Origin of the sequence: Pseudomonas sp. PDM31, assembly GCF_019218965.1 — a bacterium.
Taxonomy (GTDB): domain Bacteria; phylum Pseudomonadota; class Gammaproteobacteria; order Pseudomonadales; family Pseudomonadaceae; genus Aquipseudomonas.
Genome location: NZ_JAHUWS010000003.1, coordinates 503,993 through 524,181, shown reverse-complemented (window position 1 = coordinate 524,181; position 20,189 = coordinate 503,993). Strand labels below are relative to the sequence as shown.

Below are 20,189 nucleotides of genomic sequence, written 5' to 3'. Positions count from 1 at the left end.
TGGTAATACCAGTATATCCCGTGTCAGTATCATCGAGCATTTAACTTATTCAATTCAATGGTACAATGTGTATATCAGTGGTATGTACCACAGTATTAAATCGTAGGAGACCCCATGGCTCGCGGTGGTGTAAATAAAGCGGTAGTTCAAGCGGCCCGGTTGGCGATCCTCGCCCGCGGCGATAACCCCAGCATCGACGCCGTGCGGATCGAGATGGGCAATACCGGTTCGAAAACCACGATCCATCGCTATCTCAAAGAGCTGGACGACAGCATCGAACGCACCGAAACACCCTCCGAACCCATTGATGACGAGTTGCTGGCGCTGGTCGCAAGGCTCGCCCAACGGCTCAAGGAGCAGGCACAGGAACCCATCGACCAGGCCTGCACGCAGTTCGAACAACAACGCAAGGCACTGGAAACCAGCCTCACCGAAGCACAGGACGCCAACACTGAGCTGCAGCAGCAGTACGAGTTTCAAAGCCTGGCGCTGGCCCAGGAATCCGACGCACTGCAGGACACCCGCTCGATGCTGCAGACCGAGCAGACCCGCAACGCCGGGCTGAATCAGGCACTGGCCGATTTCGAACTACGCCTGCAAGACAAGGACGAGCAGATCCGCTCCCTTGAGGAAAAGCATCTGCATGCCCGCGATGCCCTGGAGCACTATCGCAATGCGGTGAAGGAACAGCGCGAACAGGAAATCAGTCGCCATGAAGGCCAGGTTCAGCAGCTGCAGATGGAGTTGCGTCAGTCACAGCAGAGCGCCCTGGTGCGCCAGGACGAAATCACCCAACTGCATCGCGACAACGAGCGCCTGCTGACGGAAAACCGCGGCACCCTGCGCGAGTTGAGCTCACTGCACGAACAGCTCAAGCAAAGCCACGCCCGCCAGGATCAGCTACTGGAACAGACCACCCGGGTCGACGGCGAACGCACCCTCCTCCAGGAACGCTTGCGCGTCGCCCTGCTGGAAAGCCAGGCACTCAAACAGAATGTCGACGAGCAGTCGCAGCTGAACAAGGCGCTGGAAACCGAGCTGACCAAGGCCCAGGCAGACCTGGAAGAAAGCGTGCGCCTGGCCGCTGCCGTTGCGGCAACGCCAGACACAGCCAAAGGCGATTAACCGGCGACCGGCGTGCGCATGGTGACGAACTCTTCGGCGGCCGTCGGGTGTACGCCGATGGTTTCGTCGAAGTGGCGCTTGGTCGCGCCGGCCTTCAAGGCAATTGCCAGTCCCTGAACGATCTCACCGGCCTCCGGGCCAACCATGTGGCAACCCAGGACCTTGTCGGTCTTGGCATCCACCACCAGTTTCATCAACGTGCGCTCCTGGCACTCGGTCAGGGTCAGCTTCATCGGCCGGAAGCTGCTTTCGAAAAGCTGCACTTCGTGGCCAGCTTCCCGAGCCTCCTCCTCGGTCAAACCAACGGTGCCGATGTTCGGCAGACTGAACACGGCCGTCGGGATCATTTTGTAATCCACCGGACGATACTGCTCCGGCTTGAACAGACGCCGTGCCACCGCCATGCCTTCGGCCAGCGCCACCGGCGTCAATTGCACGCGCCCGATCACATCACCCAGGGCGAGGATCGATGGTTCAGCGGTCTGATACAGCTCATCGACTTCGACAAAGCCCTTCTTGTCGAGCTTCACACCGGTGTTTTCCAGCCCGAGGTTGTCCAGCATCGGACGCCGGCCAGTGGCGTAGAAAATACAATCCGCTTCCAGCACGCGCCCGTCCTTGAGGGTAGCTTTCAAGCTGCCGTCAGCCTGCTTGTCGATGCGCGCGATATCGGCATTGAATTGCAAGTCCATGCCACGCCGGGCCAGCTCTTGCTGCAAATGCTTGCGCACCGAGCCGTCGAAGCCGCGCAGGAACAACTCACCGCGATAGAGCAATGTGGTCTCGGCGCCCAAACCGTGGAAGATGCCGGCGAACTCGACGGCGATGTAGCCACCGCCCACCACCAACACACGCTTGGGCAACTCTTTGAGGAAGAACGCCTGATTGGAACTGATCGCGTGCTCGTGCCCCGCAATATCGGGAATCTGCGGCCAGCCACCGGTGGCGATCAGAATGTGTTTGGCGCTGTGGCGCTCGCCATTGATCTCGACGGTATGCGGGTCAACAATTTTGGCATGACCCTCATGCAGCGTGACGCCACTGTTGACCAGCAGGTTGCGATAAATGCCATTGAGGCGATTGATCTCGCGATCCTTGTTGGCGATCAGCGTCGCCCAGTCGAACTGCGCCTCGTCCAGGCTCCAGCCAAAACCCGAGGCCTGCTCGAAGTCGTCGGCAAAGTGCGCACCGTACACCAGCAGTTTCTTCGGCACGCAACCGACGTTCACACAGGTCCCGCCCAGGTAACGGCTCTCGGCCACCGCCACTTTCGCACCAAACCCGGCAGCAAACCGCGCAGCCCGCACCCCGCCGGAACCGGCACCAATCACATAAAGGTCAAAATCGTAGGCCATTTTCAATCTCCTCGGCAGGCCAACAGCATACCTGCGCACGGCCGCTGAGCAAGCGTTGTGCTCAAATGCGCGGGGCGTGGGATTCGCGAGGTGAAATAAGCCCCTGCAAATTCGAAGTCGCAGGGCGAAACCGGGATATCGCAACACCTGTAGGAGCCTGGCTTGCCAGCGATGAGGCCCGAAAGGACAACACAAAGCTCAATCCCGCATCGCCAGCAAGCCGGCCCCTACAGTTTTTGCGCGCACACACAAAAACGCCCCGAACCAGTCGGGGCGTTTTTGTGTTTAACCTGCCAAGCCGCTATCAGTAAGCCTTGCCAGTCTTGTAGAAGTTCTCGAAGCAGAAGTTGGTCGCGTCGATGTAACCCTCGGCGCCGCCGCAGTCGAAGCGCTTGCCCTTGAACTTGTAGGCCATCACGCAGCCGTTCTGGGCCTGCTTCATCAGGGCGTCGGTGATCTGGATTTCGCCGCCCTTGCCTGGCTCGGTCTGTTCGATCAGGTCGAAGATGTCCGGGGTCAGGATGTAGCGGCCGATGATGGCCAGGTTCGACGGAGCGTCTTCTGGTTTTGGTTTTTCCACCATGCTGTGAACGCGGTAGATGTCGTCGCGGATCATCTCGCCGGCGATGACGCCGTACTTGTGGGTCTCTTGCGGATCGACTTCCTGGATGGCCACGATCGAGCAGCGGAACTGCTTGTACAGCTTGACCATCTGGGTCAGCACGCCGTCGCCTTCGAGGTTGACGCACAAGTCGTCCGCCAGGACCACCGCAAACGGTTCGTCGCCGATCAGCGGACGGCCAGTCAGGATTGCGTGGCCCAGGCCTTTCATTTCGGTCTGGCGGGTGTAGGAGAACGAGCAGTTGTCGAGCAGCTTGCGGATGCCGACCAGGTATTTTTCCTTGTCGGTGCCCTTGATCTGGTTTTCCAGCTCGTAGCTGATGTCGAAATGGTCTTCCAGGGCGCGCTTGCCGCGGCCGGTAACGATGGAGATTTCGTTCAAACCGGCATCCAGTGCTTCTTCGACGCCGTACTGGATCAGTGGCTTGTTCACCACCGGCAGCATTTCTTTGGGCATGGCTTTAGTCGCTGGCAGGAAGCGAGTACCGTAACCGGCTGCTGGGAACAAGCATTTCTTGATCATATAAGTCCTTGAAAAGGCTGTGTGTTCGAGTTTCGGCGCAGTCTAATCAGGCGGCGGGCACCTTACAATGCCCCGCGCTGGCTATCCGATGCCATCATAGAGAAAAATTCTCGCCGATAGTTCCCCGCGAGAGTGAACAGGCCTGCGGACAGCCCATTATTGATAGCAGAGACTCGCGGATTTGCACGGTTTGGCCCTGCAATAAACAAACCACCATACGCCTGTCGACACTGGTTGGGTGCATTTGGCGCTATTATGGTGCGATTGAACCAGACCACGAGGTTATTAAATGTCGGCAGCAAAAAGCGTTAACGGGTACTTGATCAACCAGGCGAAAGACGGCCAATGGTGGGTAGACAGCGTCGCCGGCGAAAATATCGCCGGGCCATTCCCGACCGAGGCACTGGCCATCGAAGTGGCATCGGTGTTCCAGGATCAGCATCCGGCACCCAAGCGCCGCGGCAAAGACAAGAACTGATGCGACCACAGCCCTGCCTTTGCGCAGGGCTTTTTTGTGAACTTCCACACATAAGTGGCCTTTCGCTATAACCTTTTGCCTGCGGCGCTGTCACAGCCTTAGCCTATCCCCCTGACGACGACCACGCCATGAACAAGATCTTGCCACTGATAGCTGCTTTGGCCCTCTGCGGCTGCGCCACCACCGAACAAACCTACCTGGATAATGGCGAACAAGGCCTGACCATCGATTGTTCCGGCGAAGCCAACTCCTGGGCCACCTGTTACGAAAAAGCCGAGGCCTCCTGCGCTGGCACCGGGTACCGGATTGTCGGTACCGACGGCACGCCTTCGCTCAAGGAGAGTGACAAGACCCTCGGTGCCGACGTTGGCAACTACAAGAACCGCAGCGTCGTGGTGGTCTGCAAGTAAGGCGCCCTGCCCTACATGTGGATTTCCGCGAACTTGATCCCGAGACCGCGCACGGTCTCGACCAACTCGTCCAGACGAGCGAAGGACTCGACTTCATCCTGATCGTCCACCAGAAAGTAGCTGCGCCCGGCGCTTTTCTTGAAAAACACGATCCATTCCTCCGGACATGCCGGGTTCTGGATCACATGGGTGGCAGAGATAAGACCCTCTGCATGACGTTGCCGTACCTGTTCCCGCTTCATGCCCGACTCCAGAAATGACAATGCCGCCAAAGCCTGGCTTTGACGGCATCGATGCGAACTGGCGTTAGTCTATCAGCCGGAAATGCATTCGTTGGCAGCATCTTGTACATCCCGTGGACGCACTGGCACGTTGGAGATACGTTCGTGCAACTTGATGCCGCTGCCGCTGGAGCGCTCTTCGATATCGAATACCGCGGCCGGGCCAGAAGACAATTTCTGCGGCACGATGACTCGCAGCCCGTCTTTTTGCGGCTCTATTTGCAGGGCGCCGCGGCTGTCAGCCAGCTTGTCGCTCAGACACTGCGCATATTCCTGGGGCTTCTTTCCTGAACGCACGTTCATGGTCGGCAGCGTCTGGTTGATATCGGCGACACTTGCACAACCACCCATTGCCAATACCCACGGCAGACCCCATACACCCCACTTCATACAAAACCTCCGATAAAGACCCTCCGACCACACAAACCCGGTTTTTCTCCGCAGCGATGTCTTTTACCGCCCAATAATTACGCAATATCGGTTTTTTATTGTTCACCGAGCCCTTCCCGGCCGGATAATAAAGCCTACGGGCTGATAAACTGCGCGCCGTTTTTGTAGAAAAAGCCCTTCTGGAGGCGCCCCATGAAATTTATCCATCAGCGCGAGCACCTCAATGAGGACGATATCGTCGTCATTCAATGCTCCCAAATGTGCAACATCCGTCTGATGAACGACGCCAACTTCCGCAGCTTCAAAAATGGCGGTCGCCACACCTATCACGGCGGTGCGTTCGACACCTTCCCGGCACGCATCACGGCGCCAAGCACCGGTTTCTGGAACATCACCATCGATACGGTCAACCGCCGGGCGATCAGCGTGACCCGTAAACCGACGCTGACGCACTCGATCAAAATCATCCGCCGCTCCAGCACAAAACTGAGCTGAGTGACGTACCCGATATAAAGAAAGGCAGATATGACCGTGGCTCAAACGACCAAGTACGTCATCAAATACAAGCTCAACGGCGAACGCCGCTTCGAGTTCGCGCAACTTGAAAACGGCACCGCAGAAGAAGCCAGGGCAGCGCTGGATGCCATTCATGGCCAGGGCGACGTGATCAGCGAAATCAGCGTCAGCAAAGCCCTGTAACACCCTCTGCCGCGACCATCTGGACGGTTTGACCGCAAGAGTCGGAGTGTCCGCCCTGGCAATGCCTTTCAGACTGGTCACTTCGAATCCGGAAGGCCTGGTGCCCATTGCCAAACGCTGGCATGAACAGATGGGGCTGGCAGTGCGCTTTCCTGAGTCCCACCAGGCATTTCTCGAACGATGCGTCATGAGCCTATGAATCCGATGACTTTCGATCTGTTTGCCGATGCAGAGCCCGAGCAAGCGCCCAGGCGCGAGCAGATCGGTGAGCAATCATACGTTCTCAGAGGCTTCGCCCTGACCTGGCTGGAGCGCGTGTTGCCCGCACTAGAGGCGGTGTTGGCAGCCGCGCCGTTTCGCCAGATGATCACGCCCGGCGGCTTTACCATGTCGGTAGCCCTCAGCAGCTGCGGCACCTGGGGCTGGACCACCGACCGCAGCGGCTATCGCTACACCCGCCACGACCCGCAAAGCGGCCTGCCGTGGCCGGATATGCCCGAGGCGTTTTACCAGCTGGCTCAAGCGGCGGCAACGGAGGCGGGATTCGCCGACTTTGTGCCGGACTCCTGCCTGATCAACCGTTATATCCCCGGCGCTAAAATGTCACTGCATCAGGATAAAAACGAAACCTGCCTGGCGGCCCCTATTGTTTCGGTGTCATTGGGCCTGCCGGCAATGTTCCTGTTCGGCGGTTTTGAACGCAGCGACAAAAGCCAGCGAATCCCCTTGCTGCACGGCGACATCGTGGTCTGGGGTGGCGGGGATCGCCTGCGCTATCACGGCGTGTTGCCGATCAAGGACGGCCTGCACCCGCGACTGGGTGAACAACGTATCAATTTCACCTTCCGCACCGCAGGTTGAAGCCCTGGAGTTTGACCGCAAGCGCCGGAGTGTGAAGACACTCAAGCTTGGTTAACCTGCACAGAACCACCCACCGGACAGGCCGCCATGACGACGCAAATGACCACGATCAGCATAGAAAACGATCCGCGCTGGGCCGCCGTCGTTGCCCGGGACCCCAAGGCCGACGGGCAATTTGTCTACGCGGTGAAAACCACCGGTATCTATTGCAACCCCAGCAGCCTGGCGCGCCTGCCCAAGCCTGAGAATGTCGAGTTCTTCGACACCGCCGAGCAGGCCCGGACTGCGGGCTACCGGCCCAGCAAGCGCGCAAGCAAGGACCAGAGCGCCGTTGCGGCACAACATGCCGCGACCGTGGCCGCCGCCTGCCGCCGCATCGAAAGCACAGAGACACCGCCGGCATTGGCCGAACTGGCTGAAGCCGCGGGCCTTAGCAGCTTCCATTTCCATCGCGTGTTCAAAGCCGTCACCGGCCTGACCCCCAGGGGTTACGCCGCCGCCCATCGCTCGCGCAGGGTTCGCGAACGCCTGGCGGACGGCGGCACGGTGACAGACGCCCTGTACGAGGCCGGCTTCAATTCCAATAGCCGTTTCTATGAAGCGGCCGACCACCTGCTGGGGATGAAGCCCGGCGATTACCGCGCGGGCGGCCAGAACAATGATATTCGTTTCGCCATCGGCCAGTGCTCACTCGGCGCGATTCTGGTGGCGCAGAGTGAGCGCGGAGTGTGCGCGATTCTGCTGGGCGATGATCCACAGCAACTGGTCTGCGATCTGCAGGACAAGTTCCGGCGCGCCAATCTGATTGGCGCCGATCAGCAATTCGAGCAGTTGGTTGCCCGGGTGGTCGGTTTTATCGAAGCGCCGGCGATCGGCCTGGACCTGCCTCTGGATGTGCAAGGCACCGCGTTTCAGGAGCGGGTCTGGCAAGCCCTGCGGGAAATCCCGGTCGGCAGCACCGCCAGCTATGCCGAGATCGCCCAACGAATCGGCGCGCCCAAAGCCGTCCGGGCCGTGGCACAAGCCTGCGGCGCCAACCGTCTGGCGGTGGCGATCCCTTGCCATCGCGTGGTGCGCAGCGATGGCAATCTGTCGGGTTATCGTTGGGGGGTTGAACGTAAGCGGCAGTTGCTGGACCGCGAAACGCTTTAATGAACCGGGGACAGGACGCCACGCCCCAACCAGTGGCGAGGCGTCCTGCTGGACCTATTTGCGTGCTGGCGTATGCGCAGCCCAAAGTACCTCGCTGGTGTCCAGGCCTGGCGCCCAATCAGGTGCATACGAGGTGTGTCTTTGCAAGCAACGCCAAATGCCGCCGCCATGACTCACAAGAGCGCCGGTTTCATAGAAGGTATCGAGCTTCCATGCCGGGTGGCCGCCACCTTCAGCCTTGGTTTTCTGACGCAAAAGATTGCTCGGTGGGGACAGTTTCCCATCCAGGTCGAGCGCTTTGACTTCATAGCGATACTCGGTGTCAGGTGTCAGCCCCGTGTCTTCATACTCGGTCTGGGTGGCACTGAGCGTTTTGACTACAACGCCATCCCGGTAGACCAGGTAGTTCACGATGGGTGCCGTGCCGGTGGAAGCCCCCCACATCAGCGTGATGCTCTGGGTTGTCTGCCCCATTGAGTGAAGATTGATCGGAGCGCTGGGGCCGCCACCTTCGGGCAGTGTCTGCACTTGAAGCGGCCGACTCGGATCGGAAACTTCGCCCGCTTCGTCATGCGCCGTAATGACGTAGCTGTAGTGGGTCTGAGGCAGAACGCCTTTGTCAGTCCAGGTCAACGCCGGTGCAGGCACATCCACGGACATGGTCCCGTTGCGCTTGATACGATAAAACGCAATCGGGGCTGGACCATCCGATTCTTTCCAAGCGAGTTCCACTTGCTTGTCGGTGATGCTCACCGCTTTCAGCCCGGTCGGTACGGAGGGGCGTTCACCCCCGCCATCCGGTGGCACAAAATCCAGATCCACCACCTGATAGAACGCATTTGGGGTATCAGCAACTTCCCAGACGGCCAGCAACACATGGTATCCACTGCGCTCGGGCAGCGGCAGCCCGTGAACGGTCGGTGTCGGTGGCTTCATCTGCTCCGAATGTTCCCAGAACGGTTGCAGATTAATTTGCACCGTATAAAACGGCTCTGGTTCAAATTGGTCTCGCGACAGAACCTTGCCGGGATCCCAATCTTTCTTGGTCAGGAAATAGACCCAGCGCCGGGACACGTGATTGGCGGTGAAATACCAGGAAATCTCCAGCACTTCACCAGGGCACACTGGGTGTTTTTGCCAATGCGAGCCTGGCTCATCCAGCATGGCCCCGGTGGCCTGGTTTGCACTGGCAATTTTACCATCAGGCGGCGGCGCGAAACTGGTCTGGTCTTGCGGTGCATAGGGGTCATGCAGATCGCCGACGGTCGCAGGGAAAAACTTGCCCGATTCTCGCTGGTTCAGCGCACCATAATCGAGCTTGCCTGCCTCCCAGGCAAAATAGGCTCTGGACTTAGGGGAAAAGACGTGTCCATGGCGCGGGTTGGGGCTTTTGCTGATGACATTTACACGACGCTGTGACATGGGACTCTCCATTGTTTGCCGGTTGCAACAGTCGATGCCGTGCAAATCACAGCGCTGCCATCACGACCTCAGCGGCTGGGGCAACCGTACGTTTGCTTCACGAAAAAATGCACGCTTGGTCCTTCACGTCCGGCTGGACACCACGTACGGAACAAATTAAGCGCTTTGTCCGAGATCATGCCTACTGTAAAAACTGACAGTTCGACGCCACCGCTCGTCAGTTTTCTCCGGCAAGCCCCCTACCCTGAAAGGGCATTTCAGAGCCTCCGGTGTTCATTCTCGAACCGCCCCTGCGCCCCCCATTCTCTTTCAAGGGATCCAGCAGCCTCGGTCTTTTGCCAGTAAACTCTCCTCCTTTCGCCGCATCCATTTCCTCGCGGCAGTGACCTTTATTCCTACGGAGTTCGCCTTGCGTCTGTTTCACACCTCCGACTGGCACCTTGGGCAATACCTGCATGGCCAGGATCGCGATTTCGAACACGGCTGCTTTCTCGACTGGCTGCTGCGCCAGCTGAAGCTGGATCAGCCGGATGTGCTGCTGATCGCCGGCGACATTTTTGACACGGTCAACCCGCCGGTCAAAGCCCAGGAACGTCTCTACGATTTCATCGTCAGTGCCCACGAGCAGCAGCCGCTGCTGACCATCGTGATGATCGCCGGCAACCACGACTCCGGCTCCCGGATCGAACTGCCTGCGCCCTTGATGCGCCGCTTGCGCACCCATGCGCTGGGTCGCGTGCTGTGGCTCGACGACGGACAACTGGACGCCGAACGCCTGCTGTTGCCGCTGCCGGATGCCAGCGGCGCCATCGCCGCCTGGTGCCTGGCGCTGCCGTTCCTGCGCCCGGCGGAAGTCACCGGCGCACACCTGGCTGACAACTACTTGCGCGGCATCGGCCAGGTGCATGAATGGCTGATCGAGGCGGCCAACGCCAGGCGCCAACCCGGCCAAGCGCTGATCGCCATCAGCCACGCGCACATGGCCGGTGGTTCGGTGTCGGAAGATTCCGAGCGCAGCCTCATCATCGGCAATGCCGAAGCCCTGCCGGCGAGCCTGTTCGGGCCGAGCATCAGCTATGTGGCGCTCGGTCACCTGCACAAGCCGCAGAAGGTCAATGGCGAAGAACGCATCCGCTACAGCGGCTCGCCGATTCCGCTGTCGTTCTCCGAAATCGGCTACCAGCACCAGATTCTCGACATCACCCTCGATGGCGAAACCCTGGTCAGCGTCGAACCGAAACTGATACCCCGCGCGGTCAACCTGCAACGCATCGGTCCTGCGCCGATGGCGGACGTACTGCTGCTCCTGGCTGATCTACCGAACATCGATCTGCTGGCCGACATCCAGCGCCAGCCCTGGCTGGAAGTACGGGTACGCCTCGACGAGCCGCAGCCCGACCTGCGCCAGCAAGTGGAAACCGCCCTGCAAGGCAAGGCCGTGCGCCTGGTGCGCATCGCCGCCGAATACGCAGGCTCAGGCAGCCGTGAAGGCAACGACGAGGGTGGTGCGCTGATCGAACTGGATCAACTCACCCCACAGGAGCTTTTCAGCCGCGCCTGGCAGGACAACTTCGGCAGCGAGGTCGACGAGCAAACCCTCAAGGACTTTGCCGAGCTGTTGCAAGACGTGCAGATGGAGAGCGAACAACCATGAAGATTCTCGCCATCCGCCTGAAGAACCTCGCCTCCCTGGCCGGGCCGTTCGACATCGACTTCACCGCCGAACCCTTGGCCAGCGCGGGACTGTTCGCGATCACCGGGCCGACCGGGGCCGGCAAAAGCACCCTGCTCGACGCCTTGTGCCTGGCGTTGTTTGGCGCCGTGCCGCGGCTGAGCAACGCCCAGGTGTCGGCCAAGGCGCCGGACGCCGACGGCGAAATCAGCACGGGCGATCCGCGCACCCTGCTGCGTCGCGGCACCGGTGAAGGTTATGCCGAAGTGGATTTTGTCGGCATCGATGGCCGCCGCTACCGCGCCCGCTGGGAAGCCAATCGCGCCCGGGAGAAGGCCGGCGGCAAGCTGCAGGCCAGTCGCCAGAGCCTGCGCGACATCGATCTGGATCAACTGTTGGCCAGCCAGAAAGTCGACTTCAAGGTCCAGCTCGAAACCGTGCTGGGTCTGAACTTCGAGCAGTTCACCCGCGCGGTGTTGCTCGCCCAGAGCGAATTCAGCGCCTTCCTCAAGGCTAACGACAACGAACGCAGCGAGTTGCTGGAAAAACTCACCGATACTGCGCTCTATACCCGGCTCGGCCGGCGCGCCTTCGACAAGGCCAAAGAAGCCCGTGAAACCCACAAGCTGCTGCAGGATCAGGCCAGCGGTGTGACACCCCTGGCTCCCGAGGCCCGGGCGCAGCTTGATGAACGCTTCAATGGCGCACAACAACAGCTGAAATTGCAGCAGGCGCAGCTCAAGCAGCTCGAATTGCAGCACACCTGGCTCAAGGAATTGCGCCAGTTGCAGGACGCGCAACACAGCGCCACTGAGCAACTGCAATCGGCACAGTCCCATTGGCAAAGCCTGGACGGCGAGCGCCTGCAGCTGACCCGCCTGGAGCAACTCGGCCCCCAGCGGCATCAGTTCGCCCGCAAAACCGAAATCGATGCATTACGGACCCCCTTGGCGGCGCAGATTGCCCTGCACACTCAGCAACACGGCGTACTCGGCGAGCGCCAGACGCAGCTGGAGCAGGAGCTGGGCGCGGTGCGGATCGCCCTGGCCGAAGCGCAACAGCGGCAAACCGACAGCGCGCCGCTTTTGCGCCAGGCCTTCGACGAACAAAGCACCCTCGCCCGCCTGGCCAAAGACACCGCCATTGGCGCTGAAGCGAAGCTCGTCGCCGAACAGGCGTGCACTCAGGGCCAAAGTGCGATTCAAACCCTGCACGACCGGCAAACCCAGGTCGCCGCGCACTTGCAGCGCATCGCCGCCGAACTTGAGCAAAGCAGCCATCTGGCCCCCTTGAGCAACGCCTGGACTGCCTACCGCGATCGCCTGCAACAGTTGATGCTGATCGGCAACCGGCTGAACCAGGGGCAGGCGGAACTGGCCACCCTGGAGCAGAACGCCACGCACAGTGCGCAAGCGTTCACCGCGCAGAAGCAACAGCTGGAAGTGCTGTACAAGGAGGCCGGCGCCGAACCCGATGCCGTCGCCGAGCAGATCGGCATTCTCGGCAGCCTGCTGCAGGACAACCGCAAACAGCTGCGCGCGATCGAAGAGCTGACCCGCTTGTGGGCCAGCCAACAGGAACTGGACAAGCGCGGCGCCGAGCTGCAACAACGCCAGCTCAGTGCGCAACAGGAGCGTGAGCGCCTGACCCAGGACGGGGTCAAAACCAAGGCTGAGCTGAGTGTCGCCGAGCAGACCCTCAGCGTCACCCGCGAGCTGCTGGAGCGTCAGCGCCTGGCCCGCAGCGCCAGTGTCGAGGAGCTGCGTGCACAATTGCAGGATGACCAGCCCTGCCCGGTCTGCGGCAGCCAAGAGCACCCCTATCATCAGCCCGAAGCGCTGCTGCAGAGCCTCGGCCGCTTTGATGAAGGCGAACAGGCCAACGCCCAGAAAGCCGTCGATCTGCTCAAGGAAAAGCTCACCGACCTGCGCGCCGAAGTCGGCGGACTGATCGCCCAGCAAAAGGAACTGCTGCAACAGCAGGAGCAACTGGCGATCCGCCAGCAAACCGTGACGCCCAGCCTGCAAGCGCACCCGCTGGCCAGTCAGTTGCTGAATCAGGACAGCGAGAAACGCGATACCTGGCTCGCCCAGCAAAACAGCCAGTTGAATCAGAGCATCGGTCAGGACGAGCAGCGCCAGAGCGCCCTGCTCACCCTGCAACAGGATGCCGCGCGCCTGACCCAACAACTGCGCCAGGCCGAAACCGCGCACCAGCAAGCGGCACGCCATCTGGACAATCAACAACGGGAATTGGGCAACGACCAGCAGCGTCTGGACGAAGAACTCAAAGCATTCGCCAGCCTTTTGCCGGCCGAGACACTGCAAGCGCTGCGCGTCGAGCCGGCCGCGACCTTCCTGCAGCTCGACCGACAGATTGCCGAGCGCCTGGCGCAACTCGAGCAACAAAAGGAGGAGCTGGCCGAACAGCAACAGCGCCAACAACACCTTGAGAAGGAACAGGATCGGCAGCAAACCCGCCTGCAGCAATTGCAAGCCGCCGAGCAGCAGTTCAAAGCACTGGCCACACAACAACAGGCGAGCCAGCAGACCCTCGGGCAGTTGCTCGGCGAACACGGCAGCGCCGAGCAGTGGCAGCAACAACTGGAACGGGACGTTGAAACGTCACGCAGCGCCGAAACCGCGACGACCCAGGAACTGCAAAACGTAGTCACTCAGCAAGTGCGAATCGCCGCCGAACTCAAGGCACAACAGGAACGCTTGCAAGCACTTGAATGCGAAGAGCGTGAACTCGCCGGTAAAATCGCCGACTGGCGCGCCCGCCATCCGCAACTGGATGACGCCGGCCTTGAAGAATTACTGCTGGTCGATGACGCCTGCGTCAGCGAGTTGCGTCAACGCTTGCAGGACAGCGAAAAAGCCATCGAACAGGCCAAGGTTCTGGTGCAGGAGCGCGACAAGGTCTTGCTCCAGCATCAGGCGCAGCACAACGGCAACATCGACGCCGAACAACTCGACAGCGCCCTCGGCGATTTGCAGGGCCAGTACGCCGTCAGCGAACAGCTGTGCGCGGAACTGCGTGCCGAACAGGTCGAAGATCAGCGCCGGCAAAATGCCAACCAGGCCCTGGGCCAGCAGATTGCCGACGCCTACACCGAGTACCAGCGCTGGGCACGCCTCAATGCCTTGATCGGTTCGGCCACCGGCGACACTTTCCGCAAGATCGCCCAGGCCTACAACCTCGACCTGCTGGTCCACCACGCCAACGTGCAACTGCGACAACTGGTGCGGCGCTACCGCCTCAAGCGTGGCGGCAGCATGTTGGGCCTGTTGGTGATGGATACCGAAATGGGCGACGAACTGCGTTCGGTGCATTCGTTGTCCGGCGGCGAGACCTTCCTGGTGTCACTGGCGCTGGCGCTGGGACTGGCGTCCATGGCGTCGAGCACGCTGAAGATCGAATCGCTGTTCATCGACGAAGGTTTCGGCAGCCTCGATCCGGAGTCCCTGCAACTGGCCATGGATGCCCTCGACGGTTTGCAGGCACAGGGGCGCAAGGTCGCGGTGATTTCTCACGTACAGGAAATGCATGAACGGATACCGGTGCAGATCCAGGTCCAGCGCCAGGGCAACGGCTTGAGCACCCTGGAGGTGAAATGACCACCCTGTATTCCTTCCGCCGCTGCCCCTATGCCATGCGGGCGCGCCTGGCCCTGCGTTACTCGGGGGTTGCCGTGGACATCGTCGAGGTCAGCCTGAAAGCCAAACCGGCCGAGATGCTCGCGCTGTCCGCCAAGGGCACGGTGCCGGTGTTGAGTGTTGACGGCCGGGTGATCGACGAGAGCCTGGACATCATGCGCTGGGCCCTGGCACAGAATGATCCGCAGGACTGGTTGCTCAAGGATGATCCAGTCGGAACCGAGCAAATCGCCAGGCTGATCGAAGAGAACGACACGCGGTTCAAGGTGCATTTGAATCGCTACAAATACGCCGAGCGTTATCCCGAGCAGCCCATGGAGTTTTATCGCACCGAGGGTGAAGTGTTCCTGCGCAGGCTTGATGAGCTGCTGGAGCGTCGCGATTACTTGCTGGCCGATCATCCGACCTTGGCCGACATGGCGTTGATGCCATTTGTACGACAGTTCGCCCATGTCGACCGCGAGTGGTTCGCCCAGACGCCGTATCGGCGTTTGCAGACGTGGTTGCAGCGGTTGCTGGAGTCGGAGTTGTTCACGGCGGTGATGAAGAAGTAAGCCCCACACCTGTGGCGAGGGGGACTTGCCTGTGGCGAGGGGGGCTTGCCTGTGATGAGAGGCTTGCCTGTGGCGAGGCTTGCCTGTGATGAGAGGCTTGCCTGTGGCGAGGCTTGCCTGTGGCGAGAGGCTTGCCTGTGGCGAGGCTTGCCTGTGGCGAGGGGGCTTGCCCCCGTTGGGTTGCGCAGCAACCCCAGCGTTCCTTGAGGCAATCGAGCTATTCGAAGTTAAGACCGCCACATAGCCGAACTGGACGATGGGGGTCGCTGCGCGACCCAACGGGGGCAAGCCCCCTCGCCACAGGCAAGCCCCCTCACCACAGGCAAGCCCCCTCGCCACAGCCCCCCCGTCGCAAAAGCTGGACTTTCAGTGCTGGGTTTTATGATCCAGCGCAGCGTAGAAATTCGCGCTCTGTTGCAGGTATTTCTGGGTGTAGCTTTGGGTGTGGGCTTTTCTGTCGCTGATTTCAACGTTGGCACTGGCTGGCAGGGCAACGGTAGCGGAGATGGCGGAAGCGGCGATTACAGAGAAGAGGTTGAAGTTCATGGCGCTAATCCTCGGAGTCAGTTGGCTTGCTTGCCCGGTGGGGCCGTGAAGCAAACTTAACCTTCGAGGGGCGACGCCTTGAAATGTTTTGTAGCATTACCAATTATCAGCGTCATCGATAAAAGCAGGCAGGCCCCATCAGCCGGGGCCTGCGGCCTATTGACGCACCAGGAACTTGAGGTCGCTCGGCGCATCCATCGGCAGTTTCTGCACGGTTTTACCCAGGAGCCCGCTTTGCGCATCGCGCTCGACAACGACAATCTGGTTGCTCTTCTGATTGGCGATCAGCAGGAATTTGCCACTGGGGTCGAGGCTGAATTCCCTTGGGTGATCGCCCTCCACGGCCCGGCGTTGCAATTCCTTGAGGTGACCGCTCGCCTGATCGATGGCGAACACCAGCAACTGATTGGCCGTGCCACGGTTGCTGACATAGAGGAACTTGCCGTCGGCCGAAGCATGCAGTGCAGCGGCTGCCTTGTCTGAAACCGCCTGACCGGCCGCCAGATCGATCATCTGCGTCTGCTCAAGCCGGCCATCGTGGTAGTCGAACACGGCGACCTGCGCACTCATTTCCATGGTCAGCCAGGCGTGTTTGCCATCGGCACTGAACAGCAAGTGGCGCGGCCCGCTACCGGGTGGCAACTGCACGAAGGCCGGGGTCGCCGGGGCCAATGGCAACTCAGGGTTGGCCTTGGGATCGAAGCGATAGACAAAGACCTTGTCTGCCCCCAGGTCATTGGAGAACACATACTTGCCGTCCGGTGACGGGACTGTCGAATGCACATGCGCCGACATCTGCCGCTCGGGATTGACCCGGCTCGATGGGTGACTGCTCATCTGCACAACAGGTTTGAGCGTGGCATCGGAAGCCACAGGCAACACCGCCAGGGTACCGCCCGGATCTTCGGCTACGCAGTAGTTACTGACAAACAAGTGGCCGGCATCCGCGCTGAGGCTCAAATGGGTCGGCTCGTTACCCAGGCTCTGCACCTGACTGGTCAGACGCAGCTCACCGGTCTTGGGGTCGATCGAATAACTGCTGACGCGCCCGACCGGATCAGCCTGCCCCGGGCCGTTTTCGTTGACCACGAACAGGTGTCGCTGGTCTTTGGACAGGGTCAGCCACGACGGGTTTTGGCTGTTGATCACTTGCAGCGGCCTGGCGTTGATCTGCCCCGTGGCGCTGTCGAAGCTCAGACGATAAATGCCCTGACTTTGGCCAGCGGTGTACGAACCCACGAGCAATTGATAGTCGTTGGCAGATGCTGACTCAAACCCCATCGCGCCGATGCCGCTGGCGATCAACAGTGGCCAGAGATTAAACATCCCCGGACGCTTCTTCACCGTCATCGTTGTCACCGCGAAAAGCGGTCATGCACACCAGCCGGTGCTCACCGGAATCACCTTTGATCAGCCAGCTTTGCAGGGTTGCATCGAACGTCGCCGCCTGAATCTGCGCCGGGGTGAACTCCCAGTGCTTGGCCGCGCGGCCATCCATGCATTCGATGTGCAGGTTGTCCAACTCATCGAGGGAGAATTCGAAAGCGTGCAGGCCGTCGATTTCCACCATATCGCAGTGTTCGAGGACGTTGAGCAAGGTATCGGTTACGGCGGTCATGGCAGTCAATCTTTGCAGGGAAAAACGCAATGATAGCGCATGCACCTGATGACTGTTCTACACATCCCTCTTGTGGGAGCGGGCTTGCTCGCGAATGCAGTGGATCAGTCGACAGATGCGTTGACTGACCCACTGCATTCGCGAGCAAGCCCGCTCCCACAAGTATTGTGTTCGGACCTTACAATGCGTCGCGCGATGGGTTGCCATCCACCAGACGCTGAATGCGCAGCGGATTGCCGTTCTTCAGCGCGTCCGGCAGCAAGCTGTCGGGGTAGTTCTGGAAGCACACCGGGCGCAGGAAACGGTCGATGGAGAGCGTCCCGACTGAGGTGCCACGCGCATCAGAGGTTGCCGGGTAGGGGCCGCCGTGGACCATCGAATCACAAACCTCGACGCCGGTTGGATAACCATTGAGCAGGATCCTGCCGACCTTCTGCTCCAGTAACGGTGTCAATTCACGGAACTGTTCGAAGTCTGCCTGCTCGCCGATGACGGTGGCCGTCAACTGACCGTGCAAACCGTTCAACGCCGCACTGAGTTGCGCCTGATCCGCCACTTCCACTAACACCGTGGTCGGCCCGAACACTTCCTCCTGCAGCGCTTCATCGCCATCGATGAGCAAGCTGACATCCGCCTTGAACAGCTGCGGCTGCGCCTGATTGCCCTGTTGCGCATTGCCGGCCAGGTGCTCGATCCCCGGATGATCCAGGAGCTTTTGCAAGCCTTTACCGTAACTGCTCAAGGTGCCAGCGTTGAGCATGGTTTGGGCCGGCTGATCGCCGATCAACCCGGCCACCTGCTGCACAAAGGCGCTGAACTGAGGGGAGCGAATACCGATCACCAGGCCTGGATTGGTGCAGAACTGGCCACAACCTTGCACCACCGAAGCGGTCAGGTCGCGGGCGACCGTATCGGCGCGTACCTGCAACGCCTGGGGCAGCACAATCACCGGGTTGATACTCGACATCTCGGCGAACACCGGAATCGGTTGCGCACGCGCTGCCGCCATGTCGCACAAGGCGCGACCACCCTTGAGCGAACCAGTGAAGCCGACCGCGAGGATCGCCGGATGCTTGACCAGTGCTTCACCGACTCCGCCACCGTAGATCATGTTGAACACGCCGACCGGCATACCGGTTCTTTCAGCGGCACGAATGATTGCGTCTGCCACCAGTTCGGCCGTGGCCATGTGACCGCCATGGGCCTTGAACACCACCGGGCATCCGGCCGCGAGGGCCGACGCGGTATCGCCGCCCGCGGTGGAAAACGCCAGCGGAAAGTTACTGGCACCGAACACCGCCACCGGTCCCAGGCCGATGCGGTACTGGCGCAAGTCCGGACGCGGCAAGGGTTGCCGTTCAGGCAGTGCGCGGTCGATCCGCGCGCCGTAGAAATCGCCACGGCGCAGCACTTTGGCGAACAGGCGCATCTGGCCGCTGGTCCGTGCGCGCTCGCCTTGAATCCGCCCCGCTGGCAATGCGCTCTCGCGGCAGACCACGGCGACGAATTCATCATCGAGCGCATCGAGTTCGTCGGCAATGCCATCGAGAAACTGCGCCCGTCGCTCGGCACTCAGGCTACGGTAGGCAGGATAGGCCGTCGCCGCCGCTTGCGCTGCCGCATCGACTTCTTCAGGGCTGGCCTGAAAAAAATCGTGGGGCAAGGCTTCGCCCGTGAACGCATCAATGCTCTGCAGTTTGACGGTGCCGAGCGCGCTGCGCTGGCCACCGATGTAGTTGTGACCAAGAATCCGGATCATGCAAATCTCCTCAAAGTGTGCCGACGCTGCCGGGCTCGAATGCCGCTGCGACCGGGGCAATACCATTGATCAAAGGCGCGCCGAATTCGGCCTGGCTGATTTCGAACACGTCACCGGGTCGGGTGCGGATGCCGTCGGCGAAGGACAAGGTCGCGGTGCCGAAGAAGTGAATGTGCACATCCCCCGGACGCAGGAACTGGCTGTACTTGAAATGGTGGAATTCAAGGTTGGCCAAGCTGTGGCACATGTTCGCTTCGCCACTGAGAAACTCGTTCTGCCACAGCACTTCACCATCGCGCAGGATGCGGCTGCTGCCGGCCAGGTGCTGGGGCAACTCGCCGACCCGCAGTTCCGGGCCGTAGCTGCAACTGCGCAGTTTCGAATGCGCCAGGTACAGGTAGTTTTTACGCTCCATGACGTGATCGGAGAATTCGTTGCCCACGGCAAAACCGAGGCGATACGGCTTGCCATCGTGACCGATGACGTACAGGCCAGCGATTTCCGGCTCTTCACCGGCATCTTCGGCGAACGGCGGCAGGGGAAACGGCTGGCCCGGCCTGACGACGATACTGCCATCGCCTTTGTAGAACCATTCCGGTTGCACACCGGCCTCATCCGCCGCCGGCTTACCGCCCTCCACACCCCATTTGAATATGCGCATGGTGTCGGTCATCGCGGTTTCGTCGCCACTTTGCTGGTGCATTTTGTCCCGGGCCGAGGCGCTGCCCAGATGGGTCAGGCCCGTGCCGCTGACCAGCATGTGGGCAGGGTCCTGATGATCCAGCGGCGGCAGGATGCGTAGCTTCGCCAGCAGGTCGGCGTAGTCGTGACTGATGCCCAGGCCCAGGCTTTGCACCTGTTGCTCAAGGCTTGCGCCCGCCTCGATCGCCGCCAATGCCAGATCACGAACGGTGCGCGCGTCCTGTACCTCACGCACCAGACCGTTGTCGACCACGCCAACGCGGCGTTCGCCGTTACTCAACTCGAATTGAACCAGACGCATGAAATTCTCTCCTGTATGCAAAAACTCGAAAACGCTGCAGGACCCATGTGGGAGCGGGCTT

20 protein-coding genes and 1 pseudogene are annotated in these 20,189 nt (G+C 60.6%); 11 read left to right on the top strand and 10 right to left on the bottom strand.

All coding sequences use genetic code 11. The features are described 5' to 3' along the window. Window positions 1-114: 114 nt before the first annotated feature. Window positions 115-1,125, top strand: a complete 1,011-nt coding sequence (locus KW839_RS08745) for a DNA-binding protein (RefSeq protein ID WP_218424075.1) — start codon at window positions 115-117, stop codon at window positions 1,123-1,125. On the opposite strand, the gene gorA is transcribed toward KW839_RS08745, so the two are convergent. After that, complete coding sequence (gene gorA / locus KW839_RS08740; protein ID WP_218424074.1) at window positions 1,122-2,480, bottom strand: glutathione-disulfide reductase; 1,359 nt, start codon at window positions 2,478-2,480, stop codon at window positions 1,122-1,124. The two genes, KW839_RS08745 and gorA, sit on opposite strands and share 4 nt — an antisense overlap. Before the next feature lie 304 nt (window positions 2,481-2,784). Continuing rightward, window positions 2,785-3,624 carry a UTP--glucose-1-phosphate uridylyltransferase GalU gene (galU, locus tag KW839_RS08735; protein ID WP_060542862.1) on the bottom strand — a complete coding sequence of 280 codons (840 nt, stop codon included), beginning with the start codon at window positions 3,622-3,624 and terminating at the stop codon, window positions 2,785-2,787. A 289-nt stretch (window positions 3,625-3,913) separates the two neighbouring features. On the opposite strand from galU, the gene KW839_RS08730 reads away from it, so the two are divergent. Both KW839_RS08730 and KW839_RS08725 read left to right on the top strand, forming a co-directional pair. Then, on the top strand, window positions 3,914-4,102 hold the full coding sequence (locus KW839_RS08730; protein WP_060542861.1) for a hypothetical protein: 189 nt from the start codon (window positions 3,914-3,916) through the stop codon (window positions 4,100-4,102). A gap of 128 nt (window positions 4,103-4,230) precedes the next feature. Beyond that, window positions 4,231-4,512 carry a hypothetical protein gene (locus KW839_RS08725; protein WP_060542860.1) on the top strand — a complete coding sequence of 94 codons (282 nt, stop codon included), beginning with the start codon at window positions 4,231-4,233 and terminating at the stop codon, window positions 4,510-4,512. An 11-nt stretch (window positions 4,513-4,523) separates the two neighbouring features. Here the strand turns inward: KW839_RS08725 and KW839_RS08720 are convergent, their stop codons facing one another. Together KW839_RS08720 and KW839_RS08715 are read right to left on the bottom strand one after the other, a co-directional pair. After that, entirely contained in the window at window positions 4,524-4,754 is a 231-nt protein-coding gene (locus KW839_RS08720) for a hypothetical protein (RefSeq protein ID WP_060542859.1), read from the bottom strand. 72 nt (window positions 4,755-4,826) lie between these two features. Further along, complete coding sequence (locus KW839_RS08715) at window positions 4,827-5,183, bottom strand: hypothetical protein (RefSeq protein WP_060542858.1); 357 nt, start codon at window positions 5,181-5,183, stop codon at window positions 4,827-4,829. Window positions 5,184-5,375: 192 nt separating this feature from the next. On the opposite strand from KW839_RS08715, the gene KW839_RS08710 reads away from it, so the two are divergent. From KW839_RS08710 to ada, 5 genes and pseudogenes are all read left to right on the top strand, one after another. Beyond that, window positions 5,376-5,678, top strand: coding sequence for a DUF1883 domain-containing protein (locus KW839_RS08710; protein WP_007912251.1), 303 nt, complete (start codon window positions 5,376-5,378; stop codon window positions 5,676-5,678). A 30-nt stretch (window positions 5,679-5,708) separates the two neighbouring features. After that, window positions 5,709-5,882 carry a hypothetical protein gene (locus KW839_RS08705; RefSeq protein ID WP_156465527.1) on the top strand — a complete coding sequence of 58 codons (174 nt, stop codon included), beginning with the start codon at window positions 5,709-5,711 and terminating at the stop codon, window positions 5,880-5,882. 97 nt (window positions 5,883-5,979) lie between these two features. Continuing rightward, window positions 5,980-6,066 (top strand): annotated as a pseudogene (locus KW839_RS27600) (2OG-Fe(II) oxygenase); the annotation flags it as partial. Next, a complete protein-coding gene (alkB, locus tag KW839_RS08700; protein ID WP_060542857.1) occupies window positions 6,063-6,743 on the top strand; it encodes a DNA oxidative demethylase AlkB in 681 nt (226 codons plus the stop codon). The pseudogene KW839_RS27600 and the gene alkB, both read left to right, overlap by 4 nt. Window positions 6,744-6,830: 87 nt before the next feature. Further along, a complete protein-coding gene (gene ada, locus KW839_RS08695; protein ID WP_060542856.1) occupies window positions 6,831-7,895 on the top strand; it encodes a bifunctional DNA-binding transcriptional regulator/O6-methylguanine-DNA methyltransferase Ada in 1,065 nt (354 codons plus the stop codon). Between the two features lie 54 nt (window positions 7,896-7,949). Here the strand turns inward: ada and KW839_RS08690 are convergent, their stop codons facing one another. Beyond that, entirely contained in the window at window positions 7,950-9,317 is a 1,368-nt protein-coding gene (locus KW839_RS08690; protein WP_218424073.1) for a lytic polysaccharide monooxygenase, read from the bottom strand. Window positions 9,318-9,726: 409 nt separating this feature from the next. Here KW839_RS08690 and KW839_RS08685 point away from each other — a divergent pair, with 409 nt between their 5' ends. Genes KW839_RS08685 through KW839_RS08675 form a run of 3 tightly spaced genes read left to right on the top strand, consistent with a single transcriptional unit; the run spans window position 9,727 to window position 15,202 of the window. Beyond that, window positions 9,727-10,971: an exonuclease SbcCD subunit D C-terminal domain-containing protein gene (locus KW839_RS08685; protein WP_218424072.1), complete on the top strand. Its 1,245-nt coding sequence runs from the start codon at window positions 9,727-9,729 to the stop codon at window positions 10,969-10,971. Continuing rightward, window positions 10,968-14,609 carry an AAA family ATPase gene (locus tag KW839_RS08680; protein ID WP_218424071.1) on the top strand — a complete coding sequence of 1,214 codons (3,642 nt, stop codon included), beginning with the start codon at window positions 10,968-10,970 and terminating at the stop codon, window positions 14,607-14,609. The genes KW839_RS08685 and KW839_RS08680 overlap by 4 nt, the downstream gene beginning before the upstream one ends. Then, entirely contained in the window at window positions 14,606-15,202 is a 597-nt protein-coding gene (locus tag KW839_RS08675) for a glutathione S-transferase (protein WP_218424070.1), read from the top strand. Before KW839_RS08680 ends, KW839_RS08675 begins: the two co-directional genes overlap by 4 nt. A 366-nt stretch (window positions 15,203-15,568) precedes the next feature. Here KW839_RS08675 and KW839_RS08670 read toward each other — a convergent pair whose 3' ends face one another. The 5 genes from KW839_RS08670 to araD1 all read right to left on the bottom strand — a co-directional run bounded on the left by KW839_RS08670 (window position 15,569) and on the right by araD1 (window position 20,128). Next, the gene (locus KW839_RS08670; RefSeq protein WP_060542851.1) at window positions 15,569-15,748 is read right to left on the bottom strand and encodes a hypothetical protein; all 180 of its coding nucleotides are present in this window, start codon (window positions 15,746-15,748) and stop codon (window positions 15,569-15,571) included. A gap of 156 nt (window positions 15,749-15,904) precedes the next feature. Continuing rightward, window positions 15,905-17,074 (bottom strand): lactonase family protein, encoded by a 1,170-nt coding sequence (locus tag KW839_RS08665; protein ID WP_218424069.1) that lies wholly within the window; start codon window positions 17,072-17,074, stop codon window positions 15,905-15,907. After that, on the bottom strand, window positions 17,067-17,366 hold the full coding sequence (locus KW839_RS08660; protein WP_060542849.1) for a DUF5629 family protein: 300 nt from the start codon (window positions 17,364-17,366) through the stop codon (window positions 17,067-17,069). The genes KW839_RS08665 and KW839_RS08660 overlap by 8 nt, the downstream gene beginning before the upstream one ends. 178 nt (window positions 17,367-17,544) lie before the next feature. Beyond that, entirely contained in the window at window positions 17,545-19,125 is a 1,581-nt protein-coding gene (locus KW839_RS08655; RefSeq protein WP_218424068.1) for an aldehyde dehydrogenase (NADP(+)), read from the bottom strand. A gap of 10 nt (window positions 19,126-19,135) precedes the next feature. Then, complete coding sequence (gene araD1 / locus KW839_RS08650) at window positions 19,136-20,128, bottom strand: AraD1 family protein (protein ID WP_060542847.1); 993 nt, start codon at window positions 20,126-20,128, stop codon at window positions 19,136-19,138. Window positions 20,129-20,189 lie beyond the last annotated feature (61 nt).

Excerpts from the sequence above, each read along its gene's own strand:
- KW839_RS08745 (WP_218424075.1), top strand. The coding sequence starts at position 115 with ATGGCTCGCGGTGGTGTAAATAAAGCGGTAGTTCAAGCGGCCCGGTTG.
- gorA (WP_218424074.1), bottom strand. The coding sequence starts at position 2,480 with ATGGCCTACGATTTTGACCTTTATGTGATTGGTGCCGGTTCCGGCGGG.
- galU (WP_060542862.1), bottom strand. The coding sequence starts at position 3,624 with ATGATCAAGAAATGCTTGTTCCCAGCAGCCGGTTACGGTACTCGCTTC.
- KW839_RS08730 (WP_060542861.1), top strand. The coding sequence starts at position 3,914 with ATGTCGGCAGCAAAAAGCGTTAACGGGTACTTGATCAACCAGGCGAAA.
- KW839_RS08725 (WP_060542860.1), top strand. The coding sequence starts at position 4,231 with ATGAACAAGATCTTGCCACTGATAGCTGCTTTGGCCCTCTGCGGCTGC.
- KW839_RS08720 (WP_060542859.1), bottom strand. The coding sequence starts at position 4,754 with ATGAAGCGGGAACAGGTACGGCAACGTCATGCAGAGGGTCTTATCTCT.
- KW839_RS08715 (WP_060542858.1), bottom strand. The coding sequence starts at position 5,183 with ATGAAGTGGGGTGTATGGGGTCTGCCGTGGGTATTGGCAATGGGTGGT.
- KW839_RS08710 (WP_007912251.1), top strand. The coding sequence starts at position 5,376 with ATGAAATTTATCCATCAGCGCGAGCACCTCAATGAGGACGATATCGTC.
- KW839_RS08705 (WP_156465527.1), top strand. The coding sequence starts at position 5,709 with ATGACCGTGGCTCAAACGACCAAGTACGTCATCAAATACAAGCTCAAC.
- alkB (WP_060542857.1), top strand. The coding sequence starts at position 6,063 with ATGCGTCATGAGCCTATGAATCCGATGACTTTCGATCTGTTTGCCGAT.
- ada (WP_060542856.1), top strand. The coding sequence starts at position 6,831 with ATGACGACGCAAATGACCACGATCAGCATAGAAAACGATCCGCGCTGG.
- KW839_RS08690 (WP_218424073.1), bottom strand. The coding sequence starts at position 9,317 with ATGTCACAGCGTCGTGTAAATGTCATCAGCAAAAGCCCCAACCCGCGC.
- KW839_RS08680 (WP_218424071.1), top strand. The coding sequence starts at position 10,968 with ATGAAGATTCTCGCCATCCGCCTGAAGAACCTCGCCTCCCTGGCCGGG.
- KW839_RS08675 (WP_218424070.1), top strand. The coding sequence starts at position 14,606 with ATGACCACCCTGTATTCCTTCCGCCGCTGCCCCTATGCCATGCGGGCG.
- KW839_RS08670 (WP_060542851.1), bottom strand. The coding sequence starts at position 15,748 with ATGAACTTCAACCTCTTCTCTGTAATCGCCGCTTCCGCCATCTCCGCT.
- KW839_RS08665 (WP_218424069.1), bottom strand. The coding sequence starts at position 17,074 with ATGTTTAATCTCTGGCCACTGTTGATCGCCAGCGGCATCGGCGCGATG.
- KW839_RS08660 (WP_060542849.1), bottom strand. The coding sequence starts at position 17,366 with ATGACCGCCGTAACCGATACCTTGCTCAACGTCCTCGAACACTGCGAT.
- KW839_RS08655 (WP_218424068.1), bottom strand. The coding sequence starts at position 19,125 with ATGATCCGGATTCTTGGTCACAACTACATCGGTGGCCAGCGCAGCGCG.
- araD1 (WP_060542847.1), bottom strand. The coding sequence starts at position 20,128 with ATGCGTCTGGTTCAATTCGAGTTGAGTAACGGCGAACGCCGCGTTGGC.